The 22,868-nt window shown below is 52.5% G+C and carries 17 protein-coding genes; 15 read left to right on the forward strand and 2 right to left on the reverse strand.

The window, feature by feature from the left end:
• Positions 1-46: 46 nt before the first annotated feature.
• The gene (gene maeB, locus EX31_RS20275; RefSeq protein WP_013574414.1) at positions 47-2,326 is read right to left on the reverse strand and encodes an NADP-dependent oxaloacetate-decarboxylating malate dehydrogenase; all 2,280 of its coding nucleotides are present in this window, start codon (positions 2,324-2,326) and stop codon (positions 47-49) included.
• A 369-nt stretch (positions 2,327-2,695) separates the two neighbouring features.
• Here maeB and tal point away from each other — a divergent pair, with 369 nt between their 5' ends.
• The 3 genes from tal to yegD all read left to right on the forward strand — a co-directional run bounded on the left by tal (position 2,696) and on the right by yegD (position 7,191).
• Positions 2,696-3,646, forward strand: coding sequence for a transaldolase (gene tal / locus EX31_RS20280; RefSeq protein ID WP_013574413.1), 951 nt, complete (start codon positions 2,696-2,698; stop codon positions 3,644-3,646).
• Between the two features lie 56 nt (positions 3,647-3,702).
• Positions 3,703-5,697, forward strand: coding sequence for a transketolase (tkt, locus tag EX31_RS20285; RefSeq protein ID WP_037036362.1), 1,995 nt, complete (start codon positions 3,703-3,705; stop codon positions 5,695-5,697).
• 141 nt (positions 5,698-5,838) lie between these two features.
• Positions 5,839-7,191, forward strand: coding sequence for a molecular chaperone (yegD, locus tag EX31_RS20290; RefSeq protein WP_013574411.1), 1,353 nt, complete (start codon positions 5,839-5,841; stop codon positions 7,189-7,191).
• Between the two features lie 68 nt (positions 7,192-7,259).
• Here the strand turns inward: yegD and EX31_RS20295 are convergent, their stop codons facing one another.
• Complete coding sequence (locus EX31_RS20295; RefSeq protein WP_037036363.1) at positions 7,260-8,213, reverse strand: aldo/keto reductase; 954 nt, start codon at positions 8,211-8,213, stop codon at positions 7,260-7,262.
• A gap of 259 nt (positions 8,214-8,472) precedes the next feature.
• On the opposite strand from EX31_RS20295, the gene mdtD reads away from it, so the two are divergent.
• The 12 genes from mdtD to EX31_RS20360 all read left to right on the forward strand — a co-directional run bounded on the left by mdtD (position 8,473) and on the right by EX31_RS20360 (position 22,865).
• Positions 8,473-9,948, forward strand: a complete 1,476-nt coding sequence (gene mdtD, locus EX31_RS20305; protein ID WP_037036364.1) for a multidrug transporter subunit MdtD — start codon at positions 8,473-8,475, stop codon at positions 9,946-9,948.
• Positions 9,945-11,330, forward strand: a complete 1,386-nt coding sequence (gene baeS, locus EX31_RS20310) for an envelope stress sensor histidine kinase BaeS (RefSeq protein ID WP_037036365.1) — start codon at positions 9,945-9,947, stop codon at positions 11,328-11,330. Before mdtD ends, baeS begins: the two co-directional genes overlap by 4 nt.
• Positions 11,331-12,050, forward strand: coding sequence for an envelope stress response regulator BaeR (baeR, locus tag EX31_RS20315; RefSeq protein WP_037036367.1), 720 nt, complete (start codon positions 11,331-11,333; stop codon positions 12,048-12,050).
• Between the two features lie 154 nt (positions 12,051-12,204).
• A complete protein-coding gene (locus tag EX31_RS20320) occupies positions 12,205-12,552 on the forward strand; it encodes a YegP family protein (protein ID WP_013574406.1) in 348 nt (115 codons plus the stop codon).
• A gap of 186 nt (positions 12,553-12,738) precedes the next feature.
• Positions 12,739-14,124 carry a prephenate-dependent tRNA uridine(34) hydroxylase TrhP gene (gene yegQ, locus EX31_RS20325; protein WP_013574405.1) on the forward strand — a complete coding sequence of 462 codons (1,386 nt, stop codon included), beginning with the start codon at positions 12,739-12,741 and terminating at the stop codon, positions 14,122-14,124.
• Positions 14,125-14,493: 369 nt separating this feature from the next.
• Positions 14,494-15,381 carry a lipid kinase YegS gene (gene yegS, locus EX31_RS20330; protein ID WP_013574404.1) on the forward strand — a complete coding sequence of 296 codons (888 nt, stop codon included), beginning with the start codon at positions 14,494-14,496 and terminating at the stop codon, positions 15,379-15,381.
• A 245-nt stretch (positions 15,382-15,626) separates the two neighbouring features.
• Positions 15,627-17,189 carry an MFS transporter gene (locus EX31_RS20335; RefSeq protein ID WP_037036369.1) on the forward strand — a complete coding sequence of 521 codons (1,563 nt, stop codon included), beginning with the start codon at positions 15,627-15,629 and terminating at the stop codon, positions 17,187-17,189.
• Positions 17,176-18,189 carry a 3-dehydro-L-gulonate 2-dehydrogenase gene (gene yiaK / locus EX31_RS20340; protein WP_037036371.1) on the forward strand — a complete coding sequence of 338 codons (1,014 nt, stop codon included), beginning with the start codon at positions 17,176-17,178 and terminating at the stop codon, positions 18,187-18,189. The genes EX31_RS20335 and yiaK overlap by 14 nt, the downstream gene beginning before the upstream one ends.
• Positions 18,190-18,380: 191 nt before the next feature.
• Positions 18,381-19,595, forward strand: a complete 1,215-nt coding sequence (manD, locus tag EX31_RS20345; protein WP_013574401.1) for a D-mannonate dehydratase ManD — start codon at positions 18,381-18,383, stop codon at positions 19,593-19,595.
• 11 nt (positions 19,596-19,606) lie between these two features.
• Positions 19,607-20,620 (forward strand): Zn-dependent oxidoreductase, encoded by a 1,014-nt coding sequence (locus tag EX31_RS20350; RefSeq protein WP_037036374.1) that lies wholly within the window; start codon positions 19,607-19,609, stop codon positions 20,618-20,620.
• Between the two features lie 123 nt (positions 20,621-20,743).
• Positions 20,744-22,033 carry an MFS transporter gene (locus EX31_RS20355; RefSeq protein WP_015689485.1) on the forward strand — a complete coding sequence of 430 codons (1,290 nt, stop codon included), beginning with the start codon at positions 20,744-20,746 and terminating at the stop codon, positions 22,031-22,033.
• Positions 22,034-22,310: 277 nt separating this feature from the next.
• Positions 22,311-22,865, forward strand: a complete 555-nt coding sequence (locus tag EX31_RS20360) for a chorismate mutase (RefSeq protein ID WP_037036379.1) — start codon at positions 22,311-22,313, stop codon at positions 22,863-22,865.
• The last annotated feature ends 3 nt before the right edge of the window (positions 22,866-22,868 follow it).

Consider the following 22,868-nt stretch of genomic DNA (forward strand, 5'->3'; position numbering starts at 1 on the left):
AAAAACGGGCCTCGCTATGAGGCCCGTTTTTTTCACTATACGGTGTTTATAAAGGCTCTGTTTGTGCTTCAACGACAGCCAGTGCCACCATATTGACTATTCGCCTGACCGATGCAATTGGCGTCAGGATATGTACCGGTTTCGACACCCCCATCAGCACCGGTCCGACGGTCACTCCTTCCGAACACGACACCCGCAGCAGGTTGTAACTGATACGCGCTGATTCCATGTTCGGCATGATCAGGATATTTGCTGAACCTTTCAGCGGGCTGTCCGGCATGATGTCCTGGCGGATGCTTTCGACCAGCGCCGCGTCGCCGTGCATCTCACCGTCAATTTCCAGATCAGGAGCACGCTCATTAATCAGCTCCAGCGTACGCCGCATTTTCAGCGCAGCCGGGCTGTCTGATGTACCAAAACTGGAATGCGACAACAGCGCAACTTTCGGCTCAATGCCAAACCGCCTCACCGTTTCTGCCGCCATCAGCGTGATTTCCGTCAGTTGTTCCGGCGTCGGGTCATCATTGACGTAGGTATCCGCAATAAAAGTGTTGCCGCTCGGCAGCAACAGCGCGTTCATCGCCCCGGCAACATGTGTACCTTTGCGAAACCCGAATACATTCTCCACGATATCGTAATGCTCATGATAGGTGCCAACCGTGCCGCAAATCATCGCATCGGCTTCTCCGCGCAGCAGCATGATGGCAGAAATCAGTGTCGGATTGCCGATCACTGCCCGACGCGCCTGCTCCTGCGATACACCGCGCCGTTTCATCAGCTCATAATATTCACGCCAGTATTCATTAAAACGCGGATCAGATTCGTTGTTCACCACTTCAAAGTCCCGTCCCGCTTCCAGTTGCAGGCCGAGCTTTTTGATGCGCATAGCGATGACACTGGGACGCCCGACCAGAATTGGCTTCGCCAGCCCGAGGGAAATCAGCTCCTGCGTGGCATGCAGTACGCGCTCCTCTTCTCCTTCTGCCATCACCACCCGTTTAGCGTCTTTCTTCGCCTGCGAGAAAATGGGTTTCATGAACAGATTGGTTTTGTAGACGAACTCGGCGAGTTTTTCGGTATACGCTTCCAGATCCTCAATCGGGCGCATGGCCACACCGGAATCCATTGCAGCTTTCGCCACCGCAGGCGCAATTTTCACGATCAAACGCGGGTCAAAAGGCTTAGGAATAATATATTCGGGGCCGAAAGACAGCTCTTCTTCACCGTAAGCGGAAGCCACCACATCACTTTGTTCGGCCATCGCCAGGTCCGCGATAGCATGAACGCAGGCCAGTTTCATTTCTTCATTAATAGTGGTCGCCCCGACGTCCAGTGCGCCGCGGAAAATGAACGGGAAACACAGCACATTGTTCACCTGATTCGGGTAATCCGAGCGTCCGGTGCAGATAATGGCATCCGGCCGGACGGCTTTTGCCAGCGGCGGTAAAATCTCCGGCTCCGGATTGGCCAGCGCCAGAATCAGCGGATCTTTGGCCATGGTTTTCACCATCTCCTGCGTCAGCACGCCGGGGCCGGAACAGCCCAGGAAAATGTCCGCATCCGGGATTGCATCGGCCAGCGTACGCTGGCCGTTATCTGCAATGGCATACGCCGCTTTGGTTTCGGCCATATTTTCTTCACGACCCTGATAAATCACACCACGGGAATCGCAGGCCGTGATGTTGTGGCGTTTCAGCCCCAGCGCCACCAGCAAATTCAGGCAGGCGATGGCGGAAGCCCCTGCGCCGGAAACGACCAGCCGCACATCGGAAATGCTTTTCCCAACCACGCGCAAACCATTTAATACTGCGGCAGTACAGATAATGGCGGTGCCGTGCTGATCGTCATGAAACACCGGGATTTTCATGCGTTCCCGAAGCTTTTTTTCAATGTAGAAACATTCCGGCGCTTTGATATCTTCAAGATTGATGCCACCGAATGTCGGCTCTAGTGCGGCAATCACATCGATCAGTTTATCGGGATCGTTCTCATCCACTTCGATATCAAAAACATCGATACCGGCGAATTTTTTGAACAATACGCCCTTGCCTTCCATCACCGGTTTCCCCGCCAGTGCACCGATATTCCCCAGTCCGAGAACGGCAGTACCATTGGAAATCACCGCCACCAGATTGCCGCGTGCGGTGTATTTGTATGCCGCCAGTGGATCTTTAGCGATCTCCAGACACGGGGCAGCAACGCCCGGAGAATAGGCCAGCGCCAGATCACGTTGTGTCGCAAGAGGCTTGGTGGGCGAAACCTGAATTTTTCCGGGCACCGGAAACTCATGGAAATCGAGCGCACTTTGCTTGAGTTGTTCGTCCATTGCAGGATCCTTTTCTTGTTTTTGTAGGGTACGGGGAAATATCAGCATCTGGTTTTCCCGCTGACCAGTATAGATAACCCTGCCACGACTAAACGCGGATCACGACCAAAAATTAGCGGTTACATTGATTACTTTTCATTCATGGAAGACGTCTCGTAAAAATGCACTAAGCTTAAAGTTTGTCCTTGCGCTTTTCTCGCCAGACGCTCAGTTTGACGGGCAACAGGGGCCGCCATTGTTGAGACCCATTGCAGTAATCAGAAAAAGCGCATTCAGTTTGTTAACCGGATGATGCAGGGTAGGAGCCCTACGAAAGAGAGTCGTTCGACCTTATTGCTGTATCGTTTTTTCTCGCCAAGGAGCTAAGAGATGAACCAGTTAGACGCACTAAAAAAAATCACCACCGTCGTTGCCGACAGCGGTGACATTGAATCTATCCGTCATTTCGAGCCTCAGGATGCGACGACCAATCCTTCGCTGATCCTCAAAGCAGCCGACCTGCCACAATACCAAAACCTGATTAAAGACGCGCTGGACTATGCCCGCAAGCAAGGCGGCAGCAAAGAAACTCAGGTGATCAATGCCACAGATAAACTGGCCGTCAATATCGGGGCCGAAATTCTGAAAAGTGTACCAGGGCGCGTCTCGACAGAAGTGGATGCCCGCCTGTCATTTAACCGGGATTTGTGTATCGAAAAAGCCCGCAAACTGATTGGTTTATATCAGGATCATGGCATTGATAAATCGCGCATTCTGATCAAACTGGCGTCTACGTGGGAAGGCATTCAGGCCGCCAAAGAACTGGAAAAAGAAGGCATCAACTGTAACCTGACCCTGCTGTTCTCCTTTGCTCAGGCACGCGCCTGCGCCGAAGCCGGTGTCTACCTGATTTCTCCCTTCGTTGGCCGTATCTACGACTGGTACAAAGCCAAAGAGCCCAATGCCACTTACGACGTTGAAAAAGATCCGGGCGTGAAATCTGTCCGGGATATCTACGAATACTACAAATCCCACGGTTACGAGACAGTCATCATGGGTGCCAGTTTCCGCAAAGTGGAACAAATTCTGGCACTGGCAGGCTGTGACCGCCTGACCCTTTCTCCAAACCTGCTGGAAGAGCTAAAAGCCAGTGACGCCCCGGTTGAACGCAAACTGCAACCGTCCTCTCAGGCGGGTAAAAAGCCTGCACCGCTGACTCAGGCTGAATTCCTCTGGGAACATCATCAGGATGCGATGGCGGTAGATAAACTGGCCGAAGGTATCCGCCAGTTCGCCGTCGATCAGAAAAAACTCGAAGATATGCTGTCAGCACAACTTTAGTTTTAACTCAATTTAAGCGCTGAACTTTAGCTTTGAAAAAAACAGATGGAGTGAATATGCCCTCTCGTAAAGAACTTGCGAATGCGATCCGTGCCCTGAGCATGGATGCCGTTCAAAAAGCGAACTCAGGCCATCCCGGCGCACCAATGGGAATGGCGGATATCGCTGAAGTGCTGTGGCGTGATTACATGAATCACAACCCGACCAACCCGAAATGGGCCGATCGCGACCGCTTCCTGATGTCTAACGGACACGGATCAATGCTGCAATACAGCCTGCTGCACCTGACGGGTTACGATCTGCCAATGAAAGAGCTGGAAAACTTCCGCCAGTTGCATTCGAAAACGCCTGGGCACCCGGAATTCGGCTATACACCGGGCGTCGAAACCACCACCGGCCCGCTGGGTCAGGGTATCGCTAACGCCGTAGGTTTCGCGATTGCCGAGCGCACGCTTGCAGCTCAGTTTAACCGTGAAAATCACGACATCGTGAACCACTACACCTACGCCTTTTTAGGCGACGGCTGCATGATGGAAGGCATCTCACACGAAGCCTGTTCGCTCGCCGGCACCATGAAGCTCGGCAAGCTGATTGCGTTTTATGATGACAACGGGATCTCCATCGACGGCCATGTGGAAGGCTGGTTCACCGATGACACCGCTAAACGCTTTGAAGCCTATCACTGGCATGTGATCCGCGGTATTGACGGGCATGATCCTGATGCCGTAAAAGCCGCCATCGAAGAAGCCCACAAGGTGACCGACAAACCGTCGCTGTTGCTATGCAAAACCGTGATTGCATTCGGCTCACCGAACAAAGCCGGCACCCACGGCGCGCATGGCGCTGCGCTGGGCGATGATGAAGTCGCTGCCACCCGCAAACACATTGGCTGGAACTATCCTCCGTTTGAAATACCGCAGGATATTTACGCCCAATGGGATGCCAAAGAAGCCGGTAAAGCGAAAGAGAAAGCCTGGAACGAGAAATTTGCGGCTTACGCAAAAGCCTATCCGGAACTGGCCGCCGAATTTGAGCGCCGTGTGAGCGGCAAACTTCCCGCTCACTGGCAAAACGAAGCTCAGAAATATATCGAAGAATTGCAGGCGAAACCGGCCAATATTGCCAGCCGTAAAGCCTCGCAAAACGCGCTGGAATCCTTCGGTAAAATCCTGCCTGAATTCCTCGGCGGTTCTGCGGACCTTGCGCCAAGTAACCTGACGATGTGGTCTGGTTCAAAATCCATCGGTGACGATAAAGCGGGTAACTACATCCACTACGGCGTACGTGAATTTGGCATGACCGCCATCACTAACGGTATCGCCCTGCACGGCGGTTTCCTGCCGTATTCGGCGACCTTCCTGATGTTCGTGGAATATGCCCGTAACGCCGTTCGTCTGGCGGCACTGATGAAAATCCGCAACGTGTTCGTGTATACCCATGACTCTATCGGTCTGGGTGAAGACGGCCCGACGCACCAGCCGGTAGAACAAATGGCCAGCCTGCGTGTGACGCCAAACATGAACACATGGCGTCCGGGCGATCAGGTAGAATCAGCTATCGCCTGGAAATACGCCATCGAACGTACTGACGGTCCTTCTGCACTTATCTTCTCGCGCCAGAACCTGACTCAGCAGCCCCGTACGGCTGAGCAACTGGCTAACGTAGCTCGCGGCGGTTATGTACTGAAAGATTCTGACGGCACACCGGACGTTATCCTGATTGCCACCGGCTCTGAAGTCGGCATCACGGTGGAAGCCGCAGAGAAACTGACCGCGTTGGGTACCAGGGTTCGCGTGGTGTCCATGCCGTCCACCGATGTCTTCGATCAACAGGACGCAGCGTACCGTGAGTCTGTTCTGCCGAAAACGGTGACCGCACGCGTCGCTGTTGAAGCCGGTATCGCCGATTACTGGTACAAGTATGTAGGCCTTAACGGTGCCATTGTCGGCATGACAACCTTCGGGGAATCCGCACCCGCAGAGCAACTGTTTAAAGAGTTCGGCTTTACCGCTGATAATGTCGTTGCGAAAGCACAGGGGCTATTGAAGTGATAGAAATGAAGTAATTCTCCGCCCTTTGTTCCCTCTCCGCCCCGGGAGAGGGACTTCCTCAGAATTGTACCGCCCATCTGACTTGATGAATCTCGCTCTCTCCGGTAAAGTCCCGTCCCTTCTTTGGCATGGGGAACAATGATGTTTATTGGATTTGACTACGGTACAGCGAATTGCTCCGTTGCGGTGATGCGTGACAATAACGCTCACCTTCTGGCGCTCGAAAATAACGATCCTTACTTACCCTCCATGCTTTGTGCGCCGACACGTGAAGCGGTCAGCGAATGGCTGAACCGTCACGGACAGGTTCCGGCAGGCAGTGATGAAAATCTGGCGCTGCTGCGTCGCAGTATCAGCTTTAACCGCGAGGAAGATATTCCGGTCAATGCCAACAGCGTAAACTTCGGTTTGCAGGCGCTTTCGACCTATATGGAAGATCCGGAAGAAGTGTACTTTGTGCGTTCACCAAAATCGTTCCTTGGCGCAAATGGCCTGAAACCCCAGCAGATCGCTCTGTTCGAAGATCTGGTTTGCGCGATGATGTTCCACATCAAACGCCAGGCTGAATCCGTCTTGCAGGAAAGTATTGAACAGACCGTTATCGGCCGCCCGATTAACTTTCAGGGTATGGGGGGTGAAGAGGCCAATGCCCAGGCGCAGGGGATTTTGCAGCGTGCGGCTGAACGCGCAGGTTTCCGCGATATCGCTTTCCAGTTTGAACCGGTGGCGGCAGGTCTGGATTTCGAAGCCACACTGACCGAAGAGAAAACGGTTTTAGTTGTCGATATCGGCGGCGGTACCACCGACTGCTCGGTGCTGCTGATGGGGCCACAATGGCGTGATAAAGCAGAGCGTCAGAACAGCCTGCTCGGCCATAGTGGTTGCCGCGTCGGCGGTAATGATCTGGATATCATGACCGCATTCAAGCAACTGACACCACAATTTGGTATGGGCAGTGAAACCCAGAAAGGTATCGCTATTCCGGCCCTGCCTTACTGGAATGCCGTCGCGACCAACGACGTTCCGGCACAACTGGATTTCTATAGTGTGGCGAATGGCCGCATGCTGCGTGATCTGATCCGCGATGCAGCACAGCCTGATTTGATCAAACGCCTGCTGAAAATTCAGCAACAACGTCTGAGCTACCGTCTGGTTCGTGCAGCGGAAGAAAGTAAGATTGCACTGTCTGAACATGAAAGCGTAACGGCGGCAATGGACTTCATTGAATCGGGTCTGGCAGAAACGATCAGCCAGCAACAACTGAGCGAAGCGATTTCTCAGCCACTGGAACGTATTCAGGAGCAGGTCAGTCTGGCACTTGCCAGCAGCGAAATTAAACCGGATGTAATTTACCTGACCGGTGGCAGTGCGCGTTCACCGTTATTGCGTGCTGCGTTGCAGGCTCAGTTACCGGGTATCCCGCTGGTCGGAGGGAATGATTTTGGCTCGGTCACCGCCGGTCTGGCGCGCTGGGCACAAACGTTGTTCCGTTAAGATTTAAAGATGCAGATAAACGTAAACCGCCTGAATCAGGCGGTTTTTTTATATCTCAGATCCCGGGTTTACCAGGCACTGGCGTCATTTAAGGTCCTGATATCGGTATCATCGAGTTTCAGGGTTGCGGCCTGCGCCAGTTCATTGAGCTGTTGCAGGGAGGTCGCACTGACGATCGGTGAGGTAATGCCCGGGCGGGCAATCTGCCAGGCCAGTGCAACCTGTCCCGGTTGTGCGCCATGCTTCTCAGCCACCTGATCCAGTCCGGCCAATACTTTCAGGCCGCGCTCATTCAGGCAACGCGCAATCACGTTTTCGCCGCGTTTACTCTTACCGGCATCGGCTTTGGTTCGATATTTCCCGGTCAGAAAGCCGGCGGCCAGGCCATAGAAGTTGATGACACCCAGACCATTATCTGTCACGACTTTTTCCAGCGCTTCCTCATACACTTTGCGGTCATACAAATTGTATTGTGGTTGCAGCGTTTCATAACGCGCCAGCCCGTTTTCCTGACTGACGTTAAGCGCTTCTGCCAGACGCGGCGCACTGTAGTTAGATGCCCCGACGGCGCGCACTTTCCCTTCTTTGATTAACGCGTCAAATGCCGCCATAGTTTCAGCCAGCGGTGTATCCGCATCGTCATCATGTGACTGATACAAATCGATATAATCTGTTTGCAGACGTTTCAGAGAGGCTTCTACCGCTTCTTTAATATAGCGCGGCGACAAACCGACTTTACCTTCGCCCATCGGCTTACCGACTTTGGTGGCGAGAATGATCTGGTCACGCTTACCGGCTTTTTTCAGCCAGTTGCCGATGATGGTTTCGGATTCTCCCCCTTTGTTGCCTTCAACCCAGCTCGAGTACACATCTGCCGTATCGATGAAATTCAGTTTATGATCCAGCAAGGCATCCAGCAGGTTAAACGAGGCAGTCTGATCGACGGTCCAGCCAAATACATTGCCACCAAAGGTTAACAGCGGCACCTGAATACCTGAACGACCCAGTTCTCTTTTGCTCATCATTCTCTCCCTTTATAAGTTCAGATTAGACTTACTTTGCGTGCGAACGGTTCATGGTCAAAGGTCAACCTTAGCATTTTGATATAAAATGTCAGGCTGAAAGCTATTCTTTATTGTCAGAGGAATTGTCAAAAAATGGGAAAGACTCTCCTTATTTCCTCCATTTTCTGCTGAAACATTCTGGCTACACTGTGAGCCGGTCTGCAGGTGAATTCCCTCCTGAAATGCCACAAAAATGATTGTGCTGATGCGATGACTCATGAAATCTGAAAACACTGACACCTTATCGCCTTCCACGCCGCTGCCACCTTCGGTTCGCTGGCAATTGTGGATCGTCGCCTTTGGCTTCTTTATGCAGGCCCTCGACACCACGATCGTCAATACTGCCCTGCCGTCCATGGCCCGCAGTCTGGGCGAAAACCCGCTGCACATGCATTCGGTTATTGTCGCTTATGTGCTGACGGTTGCGGTGATGTTACCGGCGAGCGGCTGGCTGGCGGATAAAGTCGGTGTGAAGTGGGTATTCTTTTCAGCCATTGTGCTGTTCACGCTCGGCTCGCTGCTGTGCGCGCAATCGGAAAGCCTGCGTGAACTGGTGATGTCGCGCATAGTTCAGGGGATCGGCGGCGCGATGATGGTGCCGGTCGGACGGCTGACGGTGCTGAAAATTGTCCCGCGCAGCGAATACATGGCAGCGATGACGATGGTGACACTGCCCGGTCAGGTCGGTCCGTTACTGGGTCCGGCGCTGGGTGGTTTTCTGGTGCAATATGCCAGCTGGCACTGGATTTTTCTGATCAATCTGCCGGTCGGTCTGGCCGGTTGCATCGCCACATTAATGATCATGCCAAATTATAAAATGCAGACCCGGCGCTTTGATATCAGCGGGTTTGTCATGCTGGCCGTGTGTATGGCGACGCTGACGCTGGCACTGGAAGGCAGCCGCAGCATGGGGCTGACGGCGCTGGAAATCGTATTGCTGGTGGTGGCCGGTGGCGGCGCGCTGGGCATTTACTGGATGCATGCGCGCGGCAATCTCTCGGCACTGTTTTCCCTGCGCCTGTTCCATACACCAACCTTTAAGATCGGTCTGATTGGCAGCCTGCTGGGACGTATCGGCAGCGGCATGTTGCCATTTATGACGCCGGTCTTTCTGCAACTCGGGATGGGCTTTACGCCCTTCCACGCCGGGCTGATGATGATCCCGATGGTGCTGGGCAGCATGGGGATGAAACGCGTGGTGGTCCGGCTGGTAAATCAGCTGGGTTACCGTTCTGCACTGGTCAGCGCCACCTTGCTGCTGGCACTGATTACGCTTATCTTCCCGCTGGTGGCGATTTATGGCGCCATGTGGATGATCCCGATTGTGCTCTTCTTCCAGGGAATGGTGAACTCCCTGCGCTTCTCGTCGATGAATACTCTTACGCTCAAAGATTTGCCGCCGCGCCTTGCCAGCAGCGGCAACAGCTTACTGTCGATGATCATGCAATTGTCGATGAGCCTCGGTGTCAGCGTCGCCGGGTTGCTGATTGGCCTGTTTGCACATCAGCAAGCGATTACGCCAGACAGCAGCACCATGCACACCGCTTTCCTGTATTGCTACATGTCAATGGCACTGGTGATTGCCCTGCCCGCCTGGGTATTTTCCAAAGTGCCGCCTGACACGCAGAAAAATGCCATCATTAGCCGTCGTCGTGCTGAGGCCGGCTCCCCCGATCCGATGAGAAAATCATGAAACCTGGTATCACTGCCAAGCTGTTTATGGCCATCTTTTGTACCTGCGCGCTGGTGTTGATCACCATGAACTGGGGCGTACGGATGAGCTTCGAACGGGGCTTTATTGACTACATCCGCCAAAGCAATGAACAGCGTGTCGAGCTGCTGGCGGACACATTGCAGGAGCAGTACAAGCAGCATGGCAACTGGGAATTTTTGGAAACAAATGACCGGTTAATCTATCAGCTGATGCGCTCATTTGAACAAAACAGCAGCCCGAGAATGCCACCGCAGGGCTGGCGGACAAAATTCTGGATCCTCGACAGTCACGACCGCCGGATCGGTGGTTACGATCAGCCTGTTCCCCCCGATCTGCAGGGACCGCGCCGCGTGATGACCGTTGATGGCGTCGTCATCGGTTCGGTAATTTCCACACCTGCTGAGCGCCTGACCCGCGATGCCGATATCAACTTTGAGCGCCAGCAAAGCCGGACCAGTTGGATGATTGTCGCCTTTACTGCACTGCTGGCCGCCGCCGTAACCTGGGTTTTATCCCGCGGAATGCTCGCGCCGGTAAAACGGCTGGTGAATGGCACCCACCAGCTTGCCGCAGGAAATTTCAGCACCCGCGTGGAGGTCGACAGTGAAGACGAACTGGGGAAACTGGCGCAGGACTTTAACCAGCTGGCAATGACGCTGGAGAAAAACGAGCAAATGCGCCGGGCATTCATGGCGGATATTTCTCACGAATTACGCACTCCACTGGCGGTATTGCGCGGTGAGCTGGAGGCCATGCAGGACGGTGTGCGAAAAATGACAGTCGGTTCACTGGAATCACTGCAATCTGAAGTATCGATTCTGACCAAACTGGTCGATGACCTGCACCAGCTTTCGCTGTCTGATGCCGGTGCGCTGGCGTACCGTAAAGTCGACACTGATGTGGTACATCTGGTGCAACTGGCAGAGGCCGGTTCGCGCGATCGTTTCCACAACAAACATTTAACGCTCACCAGCCATCTGCCGGAAAGCGCCGAAGTATTTGGTGACCCGCAGCGGTTGTCGCAACTTATCAACAATCTGCTGGAAAACAGCCTGCGCTATACTGACCCAAATGGCGGCCTGGAAATTCTGGGAGAAATTCGCGAAAAAACGCTGTATCTGATGTTCCAGGACAGCGCGCCGGGCATCAGTGATGAACAACTGATCCGTATTTTTGAACGATTTTACCGCACCGAAGGCTCGCGTAACCGCGCCAGCGGCGGCTCGGGTTTAGGTCTGGCGATTTGCCAGAATATCGTCGAAGCCCACGGCGGGCAAATCAGCGCCAGCCACTCTCCGGCAGGTGGCGTGCGCATTACCATCGTCCTGCCCCTTTCTGTTCCACATGGCCTGAGAAACTGAATGAACGACTCTGTACTGTCCGGCCCTGCGCCGTTGAAAATTCTGATCGTGGAAGATGAACCTAAACTCGCCCAGTTGCTGATCGACTACCTGGAAGCCGCCGGCTATGCCACCCAATGGTTGCCGGACGGGCACGACGTGATTACGCTGGTTAAAAATCAGCCACCGGCGCTGATCTTGCTGGATCTGATGCTGCCGGGCAGCAGTGGCCTGTCGATTTGCCGCGATATCCGCCAGTTCTCTGATGTCCCGATCATGATGGTGACCGCCAAAACCGAAGAAATCGACCGCCTGCTTGGCCTGGAAATCGGTGCCGATGATTACATTTGCAAGCCGTACAGCCCGCGGGAAGTGGTCGCGCGCGTGAAAGTGATCCTGCGCCGTTGTGTACGTCCGGATGAGCACGTGGCAAAAGAAACCGGTTTGCACATTGATGAAGCCCGCTTTCAGGCGACATTCCAGGGGCACGAACTGGAGCTGACGCCAGCGGAATTCCGCCTGCTGAAAACCCTGTCCGTCAAACCGGGTTACGTTTTTACCCGCGAAGTGCTGCTCAATAATCTCTACGACGATTACCGCGTTGTGACCGATCGCACCATCGACAGCCACATCAAAAATCTGCGTCGCAAACTCGAATCACTGGACGGCGAAAAGGCGTTTATCCGCGCGGTATACGGCGTCGGTTACCGCTGGGAAGCGGAGCCCTGCCATTTGGTTTAACGCGCTTCTGGCCGGCAATTGAGTTTTGTAAAGTTGCTGAAAGTCTGTCGGCCAGTTCACATTTCATGCCTTAAATTTCTCCTGTCTCCGCGAAAAAGTTTCCTTTAACTACACTTATCTCTGGAAAATAACCCCTCTGATGGAGATTACCTTTATGGCTAATGGTCACTATGATCTGAAAAAAGCGAAGAATGGACAGTTTCACTTTAACCTGAAGGCCGGGAACGGAGAGATTATCCTCACCAGTGAAATGTATGCCAGCAAAGCCTCGGCCGAAAACGGCATTTCATCGGTTCAAACCAACGCACCTGACGAAGCGCAGTACGAAGTCAAACCCTCGAAAGACGGCCAGTTCTACTTTGTGCTGAAAGCAAAAAATCATCAGGTGATCGGCGTGAGCGAAATGTACTCCACGGAAAGTGCATCGAAGAAAGGCGTTCAGTCGGTCGTGAAAAACGGTACCAGTACCGATATCCGTGATCTTACCCAGCAAACCGCCTGACCTGATTGTCCTGAGGCTGCCACATTCCCTGTTGGAGCCTCAGGATGCAAAAATTGATCTGCCCCCGTAAAACCTCAAATACCCACACGAACTGGCTGCTTTTGATCAACTCAGACGTTACAATTCCGACCTTTCGTCGCCCCGCATCCGGGACGGCCCTGACTTGTGATCAGACTGAGATTGACTATGTTTACCCGCGATTCTTTTGTTCCGGAACTGCTGTCCCCTGCCGGCTCCCTGAAAAACATGCGTTACGCTTTTGCTTACGGTGCCGATGCAGTTTATGCCGGTCAGCCGCGCTACAGCCTGCGCGTACGTAATAACGAATTTAACCACCAGAATCTGGAGACCGGCATCAACGAAGCCCATGCTCTGGGTAAAAAATTCTATGTGGTAGTGAATATCGCCCCCCATAACGCCAAGCTGAAAACCTTTATCCGTGATTTACAGCCGGTCATCGATATGGGGCCGGATGCCCTGATTATGTCCGATCCTGGCCTTATCATGATGGTACGGGAAGCGTTTCCGCAGATGGATATTCACCTGTCGGTGCAGGCCAACGCCGTTAACTGGGCGACAGTAAAATTCTGGAAACAAATGGGGCTGACGCGGGTGATTTTATCCCGCGAATTGTCGCTGGAAGAGATCGCTGAAATCCGCGCTCAGGTGCCGGACATGGAAATCGAAATCTTCGTGCACGGCGCACTGTGCATGGCGTATTCAGGCCGCTGCCTGCTTTCCGGTTACATCAATAAACGCGATCCCAATCAGGGAACCTGCACCAACGCCTGTCGCTGGGAATATAAGGTTCAGGAAGGCAAGGAAGACGCCATCGGCAATATCGTGCATCAGTACGAGCCAATCCCCGTTCAACAGGTTGAAGCCGCCGAACCGACATTAGGCATCGGCCAGCCGACGGATAGAGTCTTTATGCTGGAAGAAGCAATGCGTCCGGGCGAATATATGAGTGCGTTTGAAGACGAACACGGCACTTATATTATGAATTCCAAGGATCTGCGGGCGATACAGCACGTGGAAACCCTGACCAAAATGGGTGTGCACTCGCTTAAAATCGAAGGCCGTACCAAATCCTTCTACTATTGCGCCCGCACCGCACAGGTTTATCGCCGCGCCATTGACGATGCAGTCGCCGGAAAACCTTTTGACCCGACTCTGCTTTCAACGCTGGAAGGCCTGGCGCATCGCGGTTACACCGAAGGTTTCCTGCGCCGTCATACGCATGACGCACAACAGAACTACGAATACGGTTTCTCCGTCAGCGACCGCCAGCAGTTTGTCGGTGAATTCACCGGTAACCGTAAGGATGGTTGGGCAGAAATCGACGTGAAAAATAAGTTCAGCGTCGGTGACAGTGTGGAAATGATGACGCCGCAGGGTAACGTTCAGTTCACACTGGAAGCGCTGCGCAACAAAAAAGGTCAGCCGACCGACGTGGCGCCGGGTAATGGCCACTTCGTATATGTCGCGTTGCCGGAAGATGTCAGCCTGGAATTCGCTATTTTGTTGCGTAATCTGGAAGAAACTGACACCCGGAATCCGCATTCAAAATAAGGAATTCTTCGAAAACAAGAATTCGATCACATCTATTTTTAGGGTGGCTGGTTAATATGCATTCGCAATTTACTTCGAATGCAAAATAAAGCACCGGACTATACCAGGAACCACCTCCTTGGCCAGCTCAATCTCCCTTGAGCTGGCTTTTCTTTTGGTATTCGGGCAATTCTCTGTTCTCCCATTCAGTGAACAAATAACCTCTTCCCGCCCTCAAAATAAAAAATCATTTGCAGATAAATAAGTGTTTTATTGAATGACTTTAACTGCAATTATTTAATACCAGAAAGAATGCTTCACTGATTTATCCGATAGCCAAATACGGTCATAATCATCTATTGTTGTTATGTATAGATAAAAGGAGCGTACATGACCACAGCACTGCTGATTTTAAATGGAAAAGGTGCAGCCATCGAAGAACTGCGCGAAGCGGTGAACGCGCTGCGTGCCGAAGGCGTGAAGCTGGAAGTACGGGTCACCTGGGAACACGGTGATGCGGCGCGTTACGTCGCTGAAGCCATAGAACTGGGCTGTGAAACCGTGATCGCCGGTGGAGGTGATGGCACCATTAACGAAGTGGCAGGTGCGCTGGCGCAAATCGACGGTGTCAGACCGGTTCTGGGGATTGTGCCACTGGGGACGGCGAACGATTTCGCCACCGCCTGCGGTATTCCCCCGACGCCTGAACAGGCGTTACAACTGGCGGTAAAAGGCCGGGCCGTCGATATTGATCTGGCATGCGTCAACAGCCAGCATTTCTTCATCAACATGGCGACCGGCGGCTTTGGGACGCGTATCACTACGGAAACACCGGAAAAACTGAAAGCAGCTCTGGGTGGTGTTTCCTATTTCATCCACGGACTTTTACGTCTGGATACGCTCAAAGCTGACCGCTGCGAAATTAAAGGCCCTGATTTTCAGTGGGAAGGCGATGCGCTGGTTATCGGCATCGGTAACGGCCGACAGGCCGGTGGCGGGCAACAAATTTGCCCGGACGCGCTGATCAACGACGGCCTGTTGCAGCTACGCCTTCTGACATCAGAAGAGTTGCTGCCTTCATTCCTGCGCAGTCTGCTCAGCAATGAAGAAAATAAAAACATCCTTTCTGCCAGTCTGCCGTGGCTCGAAATCACCGCGCCGCACGACATGACCTTCAACCTCGACGGCGAACCGCTGACCGGCAAACAGTTCCGTATCGAAGTGTTGCCTGATGCCATTCAGTGCCGCTTACCCCCTCAGTGCGAACTGCTCGGCTGATATTACCCCTTCTCATTGTTCATTCTCTGTACTGTGATCCATCTTGCAGTACAGAGGAATTCTGCCCTTATTTTTGTGATCCTATCCGATAAAACCCACTTCACATACTTGTATGGTAGAAGTGCATTACCTAATTTTAATCTGCCGATGTCGCTGAATAATTCATTCATGAATTTTTTGCGGGCACAAACGACGTATTTCTTTTTACGACTCTTATTTATCCGGTGACGGAATGCAGGGGTAGTATGATTAATCATGATAAAGAAAGACCGATATCGGTAAAAAATATGCTGGCTTACGGCGGAGGAGATTTCTTCGGCGGCGGTTGTTTTGCGGTTTTGGGTCTGTGGATAATGTTTTTCTATACTACCTATGCAGGATTAAGCCCCGCAGAGGCCGGTGCCGTTATTGCGACAGCACGTCTGCTGGATGCTTTTTTCGATCCGCTTATGGGGTATGTCACGGATAATTTCTATCGTAATCCGCTGGGTAAAAAATACGGCCGCCGCGGTTTCTTCTTCTTATTTGGTGCTCCGCTGATTATGGTGACCTACATTATTATGTGGGTCAGCGGCATGGGATTCTGGTACTACCTGTTCACTTATATTCTATTCTATGCTGCTTATACGCTGGCAATTGTGCCTTATGAAACACTGGCAGCGGAAATGACATCCAGTTTTAAAACGCGCACCAAACTGACCGGCGTCAGAATGTTCTTCTCTACCGGTGCCGCGATATTAGCGGCCTGGTTACCCGGCCGGATCATTGCCTATCTCGGTGAAGATTCATCGTCATCATTTCTGATTATGGGGGTGATTTTTGGCGTGCTGTTTGCCGTGGTGATCCTGATGCTTTACTTCTACACCTGGGAGCGTCCGATCCCGGTTGATGTCGCTGCGCCGAAACTTTCTTTCCGCCGTGACATGAAACATCTGTTTAAATCCCTGATTTCGACAATGAAAGTCCGCACCTTCCGTCAGCATGTCGGGATGTATCTTGGCGGTTATGTCGCTCTCGATGTGCTCGGTGCGGTGCTGGCCTACTACATTATTTTTGTCCTCGGGCAAAACGCCGTGACAGCGTCGAATGCCATGACGTTAATGACTCTGGTGCAGTTTGTCTGCGTCGCCTTATTTATTTTCCTGTGTATGAAATTAGGCAACGGGGCTTCTTACCGCATCGCACAGCTATTTATGCTGGGCAGTGTCGGGTTATTTTTAGCCATTCATTTATTACAATTGCCTTTTAATATGGCGCTGCTTTATCTCTCCGTCATTTTAATGGGCGTTGGCCGTTCGGGTACCAGTTATGTTTGCTGGAATATCTACAGTTTTATTCCCGATGTGGATGAAATGCTGACCGGAAAACGGCGCGAAGGAATATTCGCCGGGGTAATGACATTTGTACGCAAAGCCGTTCAGGCGGTGGCGTTATTTGGAGTTGGCCTGTTATTACAGCATTACGGATTTACACCGAAAAGCGCAACGCAACCGGTCGAAGCTGTTTACGGCATCACGCTGGTATTTGGCGCAGGTTCCGTCATTTTCCTGCTGGTAGGGTTATACAGCTCAATGAAATTCCGTCTCACCCGACATAACCATGCGTTGCTGGTCAGTGAAATTGAGCGGCTGAAAGCCGGCGGCAGTAAATACGATGTTACACCAGAAGCCCGTTTAGTTGCCGAGCAACTTACCGGCTGGCCATACGAAAAATGTTGGGGTGATAATAATATTCTTATCCAGACAGAAGAATTATCCCCTCTGACGCCTGATGATCTCTCAACCGGAGCCAACCATGCCAAGAATTGAATTCAGCATGATGCAACAGACCATCTTCCGCGCCCTGCAAAAAGCCGGTCTGGATGAAGAAAGCGCACGTACCTGTGCACGAATCCACACAGAGTCCAGTTGCGACGGCATTTCATCCCATGGGCTGAACCGTGTGGCGCGCTTTGTCGATTACGTTAAAAAAGGCTGGATTGATATTCATGCCAAACCAGAGCTGGAAAAATCCCTTGGCGCCATCGCCATCTACAACGGTAACCGCGGGATCGGCATTACCAACGCCCTGTTTGCCGTCGAAAAAGCGGCAGAGATGGCAAAAGAATACGGCGTCGGCATTGTCGCACTGAAAAACAGCAGCCACTGGATGCGTGGCGGAAGTTATGGCTGGCATGCGGCAGAACAAGGCATGGCGGCGATTTGCTGGACGAATACTGAATCCTGTATGCCTGCGTGGGGCGGCAAAAACCCCCGCGTGGGCAACAACCCGTTCGTGATGGCCGTGCCCCGGGCCAAAGGCCCGATCGTACTGGATATGGCGATGTCACAATATTCCTACGGTAAATTGCAGGTCACGCGGCTGAAAAAGGAAAAACTGCCGTTCCCCGGCGGCTACGATAAAGAGGGAAACCTCACAGACGATCCTGGCCCAATCGAGGCCTCCATGCGTATTTTACCGACGGGTTACTGGAAAGGCTCCGGCCTGGCAATTGTGCTCGATGCTATGGCCGCGCTGTTATCTGCCGGATCGCCCACCAATGAGATCGACAAAATAGGCAAAGGCAGTTGTACCGGCGCCAGCCAGATTTTTATGGTGTTTGACCCGACACAACTCGGTGGTGCCGAATTCACCGAACGCATGGCCGACAGCGTTGCAGACTATGTGAATCAGTCCGACCCCGCCGAAAACAGCCGCGATGTCCGTTATCCGGGCCAGACTGCCGCTTCCAACCGCGAAGAAAACCGCCGTTTGGGCATCCCGGTCGATGAAGCCGTATGGGATGAAGTGGTACGGCTGGCGGAATAGTTCCCGCTCTTTCACGTCAAATCACGCCTGTTAATAGCAGGCGTTTTGTTTTTAATCCCCGCAACATTTCCCTCACAAAGTGTGATCCTCTCCGGCAAAAAACGATAAACATACTTGTATGGTAGTTAGGATAAGGCGTATTTATAACCACAGAAAATGCTTCCTACTTTTACTGCAGAAGGTCGTAACCGATGAAAATCGTGAATGCTGAAGTTTTTGTCACTTGCCCGGGACGCAACTTTGTTACGTTGAAAATCACCACTGACAGCGGACTGACTGGCATTGGTGATGCCACGCTGAACGGCCGCGAGTTACCGGTCGCGTCATATCTGAAAGATCATGTGTGTCCGCAACTGATTGGTCGTGATGCGCATCAGATTGAAGACATCTGGCAGTTTTTCTACAAAGGCGCTTACTGGCGTCGCGGCCCGGTCACTATGTCGGCGATTTCTGCCGTGGACATGGCGTTATGGGACATCAAAGCCAAAGCCGCCAACATGCCGTTGTACCAGTTGCTCGGCGGCGCATCCCGCACCGGCGTCATGGTCTACTGCCACACCACCGGCCATTCCATTGATGAAGTGCTCGACGATTACGCCAAACATAAAGAGCTCGGTTTCAAGGCGATCCGCGCACAATGCGGTGTTCCGGGCATGAAAACGACTTACGGCATGGCGAAAGGCAAAGGTCTGGCCTACGAACCGGCGACGAAAGGTAACTGGCCGGAAGAGCAGTTGTGGTCGACGGAAAAATACCTCGATTTCACGCCAAAACTGTTCGAAGCCGTGCGTGATAAATTCGGTTTCGATGAACATCTGCTGCACGACATGCACCACCGTCTGACGCCCATCGAAGCAGCGCGCTTTGGCAAAAGCATCGAAGAATATCGCCTGTTCTGGATGGAGGATCCGACCCCCGCTGAGAATCAGGAATGCTTCCGTTTGATCCGCCAGCACACAGTGACACCCATTGCGGTCGGCGAAGTGTTCAACAGCATCTGGGATTGCAAGCAGCTTATCGAAGAACAGCTTATCGACTATATCCGCACCACACTGACGCACGCTGGCGGTATCACCGGCATGCGCCGCATCGCTGATTTCGCTTCCTTGTATCAGGTGCGTACCGGTTCCCACGGCCCTTCTGACCTTTCGCCGATTTGTATGGCCGCAGCCCTGCACTTCGACCTGTGGGTGCCGAACTTCGGCGTGCAGGAATACATGGGTTATTCCGAGCAAATGCTGGAAGTCTTCCCGCATAACTGGACGTTCGACAACGGCTACATGCACCCGGGCGAAAAACCGGGGCTGGGTATTGAGTTTGACGAAAAGCTGGCCGCGAAATATCCGTACGAACCGGCGTATCTGCCGGTGGCCCGTCTGGAAGACGGCACTTTGTGGAACTGGTGAGGGAGCGAAAAATGAACAGTGTCGTTATTCAGAAACCTGGAAAGTTAGTCATCGAGCAACGTGCTTTGCCGGTACCTGCCGCCGGCGAGGTACGAGTTCGGGTCAGTCACGCGGGCATCTGTGGTTCAGATGTTCATATTTATCACGGTCACAATCCGTTTGCGAAATATCCACGGGTAATCGGCCATGAGTTTTTCGGCCACATCGACAGCGTCGGTGAAGGCGTAGACGTCAAACGTATCGGCGAGCGCGTGGTTATCGATCCGGTCGTCAGCTGTGGACATTGTTATCCGTGCTCGATTGGCCGCCCGAATGTCTGTGCAGAACTGCAGGTTATCGGCGTCCACCGCGACGGCGGTTTCAGTGATTACGCCTGTGCGCCAGCGAAAAACGCTTATGTGGTGCCGGAAATAATCCCGGACAAACTCGCCAGTATGGTCGAGCCGTTTACTATCGCGGCCAATATCACGGCGTTTCTAAAACCGACACCGCAGGATACCGCGCTGATTTACGGCGCAGGCCCGATGGGGCTGACGGTGATTCAGGTGCTGAAAGGCGTTTATGGTGTGCAGAAAGTGATTGTCGCTGACCGTATCGACGAACGGTTGCAGATGGCGCAGGCCAGCGGCGCAGACTGGATCATCAACAATAGCGAACGCAGCGTGGCTGATGAACTGGCCGCTGAAGGTGTGCGACCAACGCTCATCGTCGATGCCGCCTGCCATCCGGCGATTTTGCAGGAAGCTATTCTGCTGGCGTCTCCGGCAGCACGTATCGGTATGATGGGTTTCTCCGGCGAGCCCAGCCTGGTCACGCAGCAAAGCATTACCAGCAAAGAGATTTCACTGTTTTCTTCACGCCTGAACAGTCACCGGTTCCCGCAGGTGATTGAATGGATGGAGCAGGGAAAAATCGCACCCGAAAAACTGGTGACGCACTGGATGCCCGCCAGCGAAGTGGAAGCGGCATTAACGCTGTTTGAGAAAGATCAGCGTTCCTGCTGCAAGGTTTTACTGACATTCTGATTTTTTGATTATTTTTATACAAGACGGGAAGATTTCAAATATCTTCCCGTCGCCCGTACCTCATATTCTACCTATAAAAACGCAACACTATTAAAACGACACCTACAAGTGGAGCATACATTTATGTTTAAGAACCTACGCTGGATCATCGTATTCTTGCTGTTCTTGGTTTACATGATCAATTACCTCGACCGCGTTGCGCTGTCGATTACTGTGCCTATGATAGAAAAAGAACTGACCATTAACCCCGAACAATTCGGCATGATATTTGGCAGTTTCTTCTTTGGTTACGCAATATTTAACTTTATCGGTGGCCTGGCCGTGGATAAATTCGGTCCGACGCTGGTAATGGGATTAGCCGTCGGCTTATGGTCAGTATTTTGCGGCATGACCGCTATCGCGACCGGTTTTTATTCCATGCTTATTTTACGGGTATTATTCGGCATGGCCGAAGGCCCGATCTGCGCCTCAGCAAATAAGATGATTAACGGCTGGTTCCCGAAGAAACAGGCGGCAACCGCGATGGGCTTGCTCAGCGCCGGTTCTCCCCTCGGCGGTGCAGTGGCCGGGCCGATTGTCGGGTATCTGGCGATTTCCTTCGGCTGGCGTCCGGCGTTTATGGTCATTGCCAGTATCGGGATCGTCTGGATGGTCGTGTGGTTCTTTACCGTTGCCGATAATCCGCTGAAAAGTAAACGTGTTTCACCGGAAGAATTGCGTTTAGTTGATGAAATGAAGAACGAGCATTTAAGCGAAGAAGAGAATATGGCGCAGGCCGCACATGGTCTGGGCTATTATTTACGTCAGCCGATTATTCTGGTTACGGCATTTGCGTTCTTCTGCTACAACTATATTTTATTTTTCTTCCTCAGCTGGTTCCCGGCTTACCTGGTTCAGGCACATGGCCTGAATATCAAAGAGATGAGTCTGACAACGGTTATTCCGTGGATTGTCGGTTTTGTCGGCCTGGCATTGGGCGGTTATATTTCTGATAAGATTTTCAATATTACCGGCCGTTTGTTATTGTCGCGTAAAATTATATTAGTGGTCAGCCTGTTAGCTGCGGCTATTTGTGTCGCCCTCGCCGGTATTGTCACCAGCGTGGTGCCGGCAGTCATTCTGATGTCAGTGTCTATTTTCTTCCTGTATACCACCGGTGCGATTTACTGGGCGATTATTCAGGATGTGGTGCATAAATCCCGCGTCGGCGGCACCAGCGGATTTATTCATCTGGTCGGCAGCGTCTCGGGCATCATTGGTCCGGTCGTGACGGGTTTCATTGTGCAAAACACCGGTCGTTTTGACAGTGCCTTTATTCTCGCTGGTGGCGTCGCCGCACTGGGTGCAATGCTGGTGTTCTTCGTGATTAAACCACCAAAACACCTGCCCGACTCCACTCTGTCTCACAACTGATATTCTGAATACCAATGCTGCTCCCTGCCACAGGGGAGCGGCATTTTTCCCTATTCGCTGAATGTAATCTTACATTAACGCGATGCTGTTCATTCCGGGAGCGCCCTTTCCACCATCCGCACAATCTGTACCCGGTACGCCATGCTTGCCATACTGCCCATCACTCAAAAGCCGTCAGAGCACATTTCAGGCGTATTGCATGAATCTTTGTAACACTGCGGTATTATTTTAATGGCAAGGTAAATTCCTTATTCTTCCTGACGCAACTGAGGGTGTTATGGCTTATATCATGGTGTTTTTGTCTTCGTTATTTATGGTGGGCTCAGTTTATGCGGCATCGGTGCCGGCCACAGCGATCTCTTCTCTCACAACGGCGATGAACGAACGCATGGTGGATATGAAAGACGTGGCGGCTTATAAAGCGGCAAATCATTTACCGGTCGAAGATTTGGTGCGTGAAAAGAAGGTTCTCTCTCTCGCGCAGGCTGAAGCGGAAGAAGCAGGGCTTGACCCGCACTCGGTGCTTCCTTTTATTCAGGCGCAGATGGACGTCGCCAAAGCTATCCAGTACCGCTATTTTGCTGACTGGTTATCGCAGCCCGATATGGGGGACAAACCGAAAAGCCTCGATAAGGTCAGAGACTCCATCTCTGCACAGGATAAGCAAATTTTGAGCGCCATTAGTCAGCGCCTGTTGGCCGGCGGGTTCAGTGAGGAAGATAAATCAGAGATTATGATTCTGCTGCATGCGCCGCAGCTAACCGAAGTGGATAAAGCGCGTCTGGTCCAGGGGTTATCCGGGATCAGACGCGTGAAACAGGCTGAAGGATGACGG

The organism is Rahnella sp. WP5 (assembly GCF_000745615.1).
Taxonomy (GTDB): Bacteria; Pseudomonadota; Gammaproteobacteria; order Enterobacterales; family Enterobacteriaceae; genus Rahnella; species Rahnella aceris.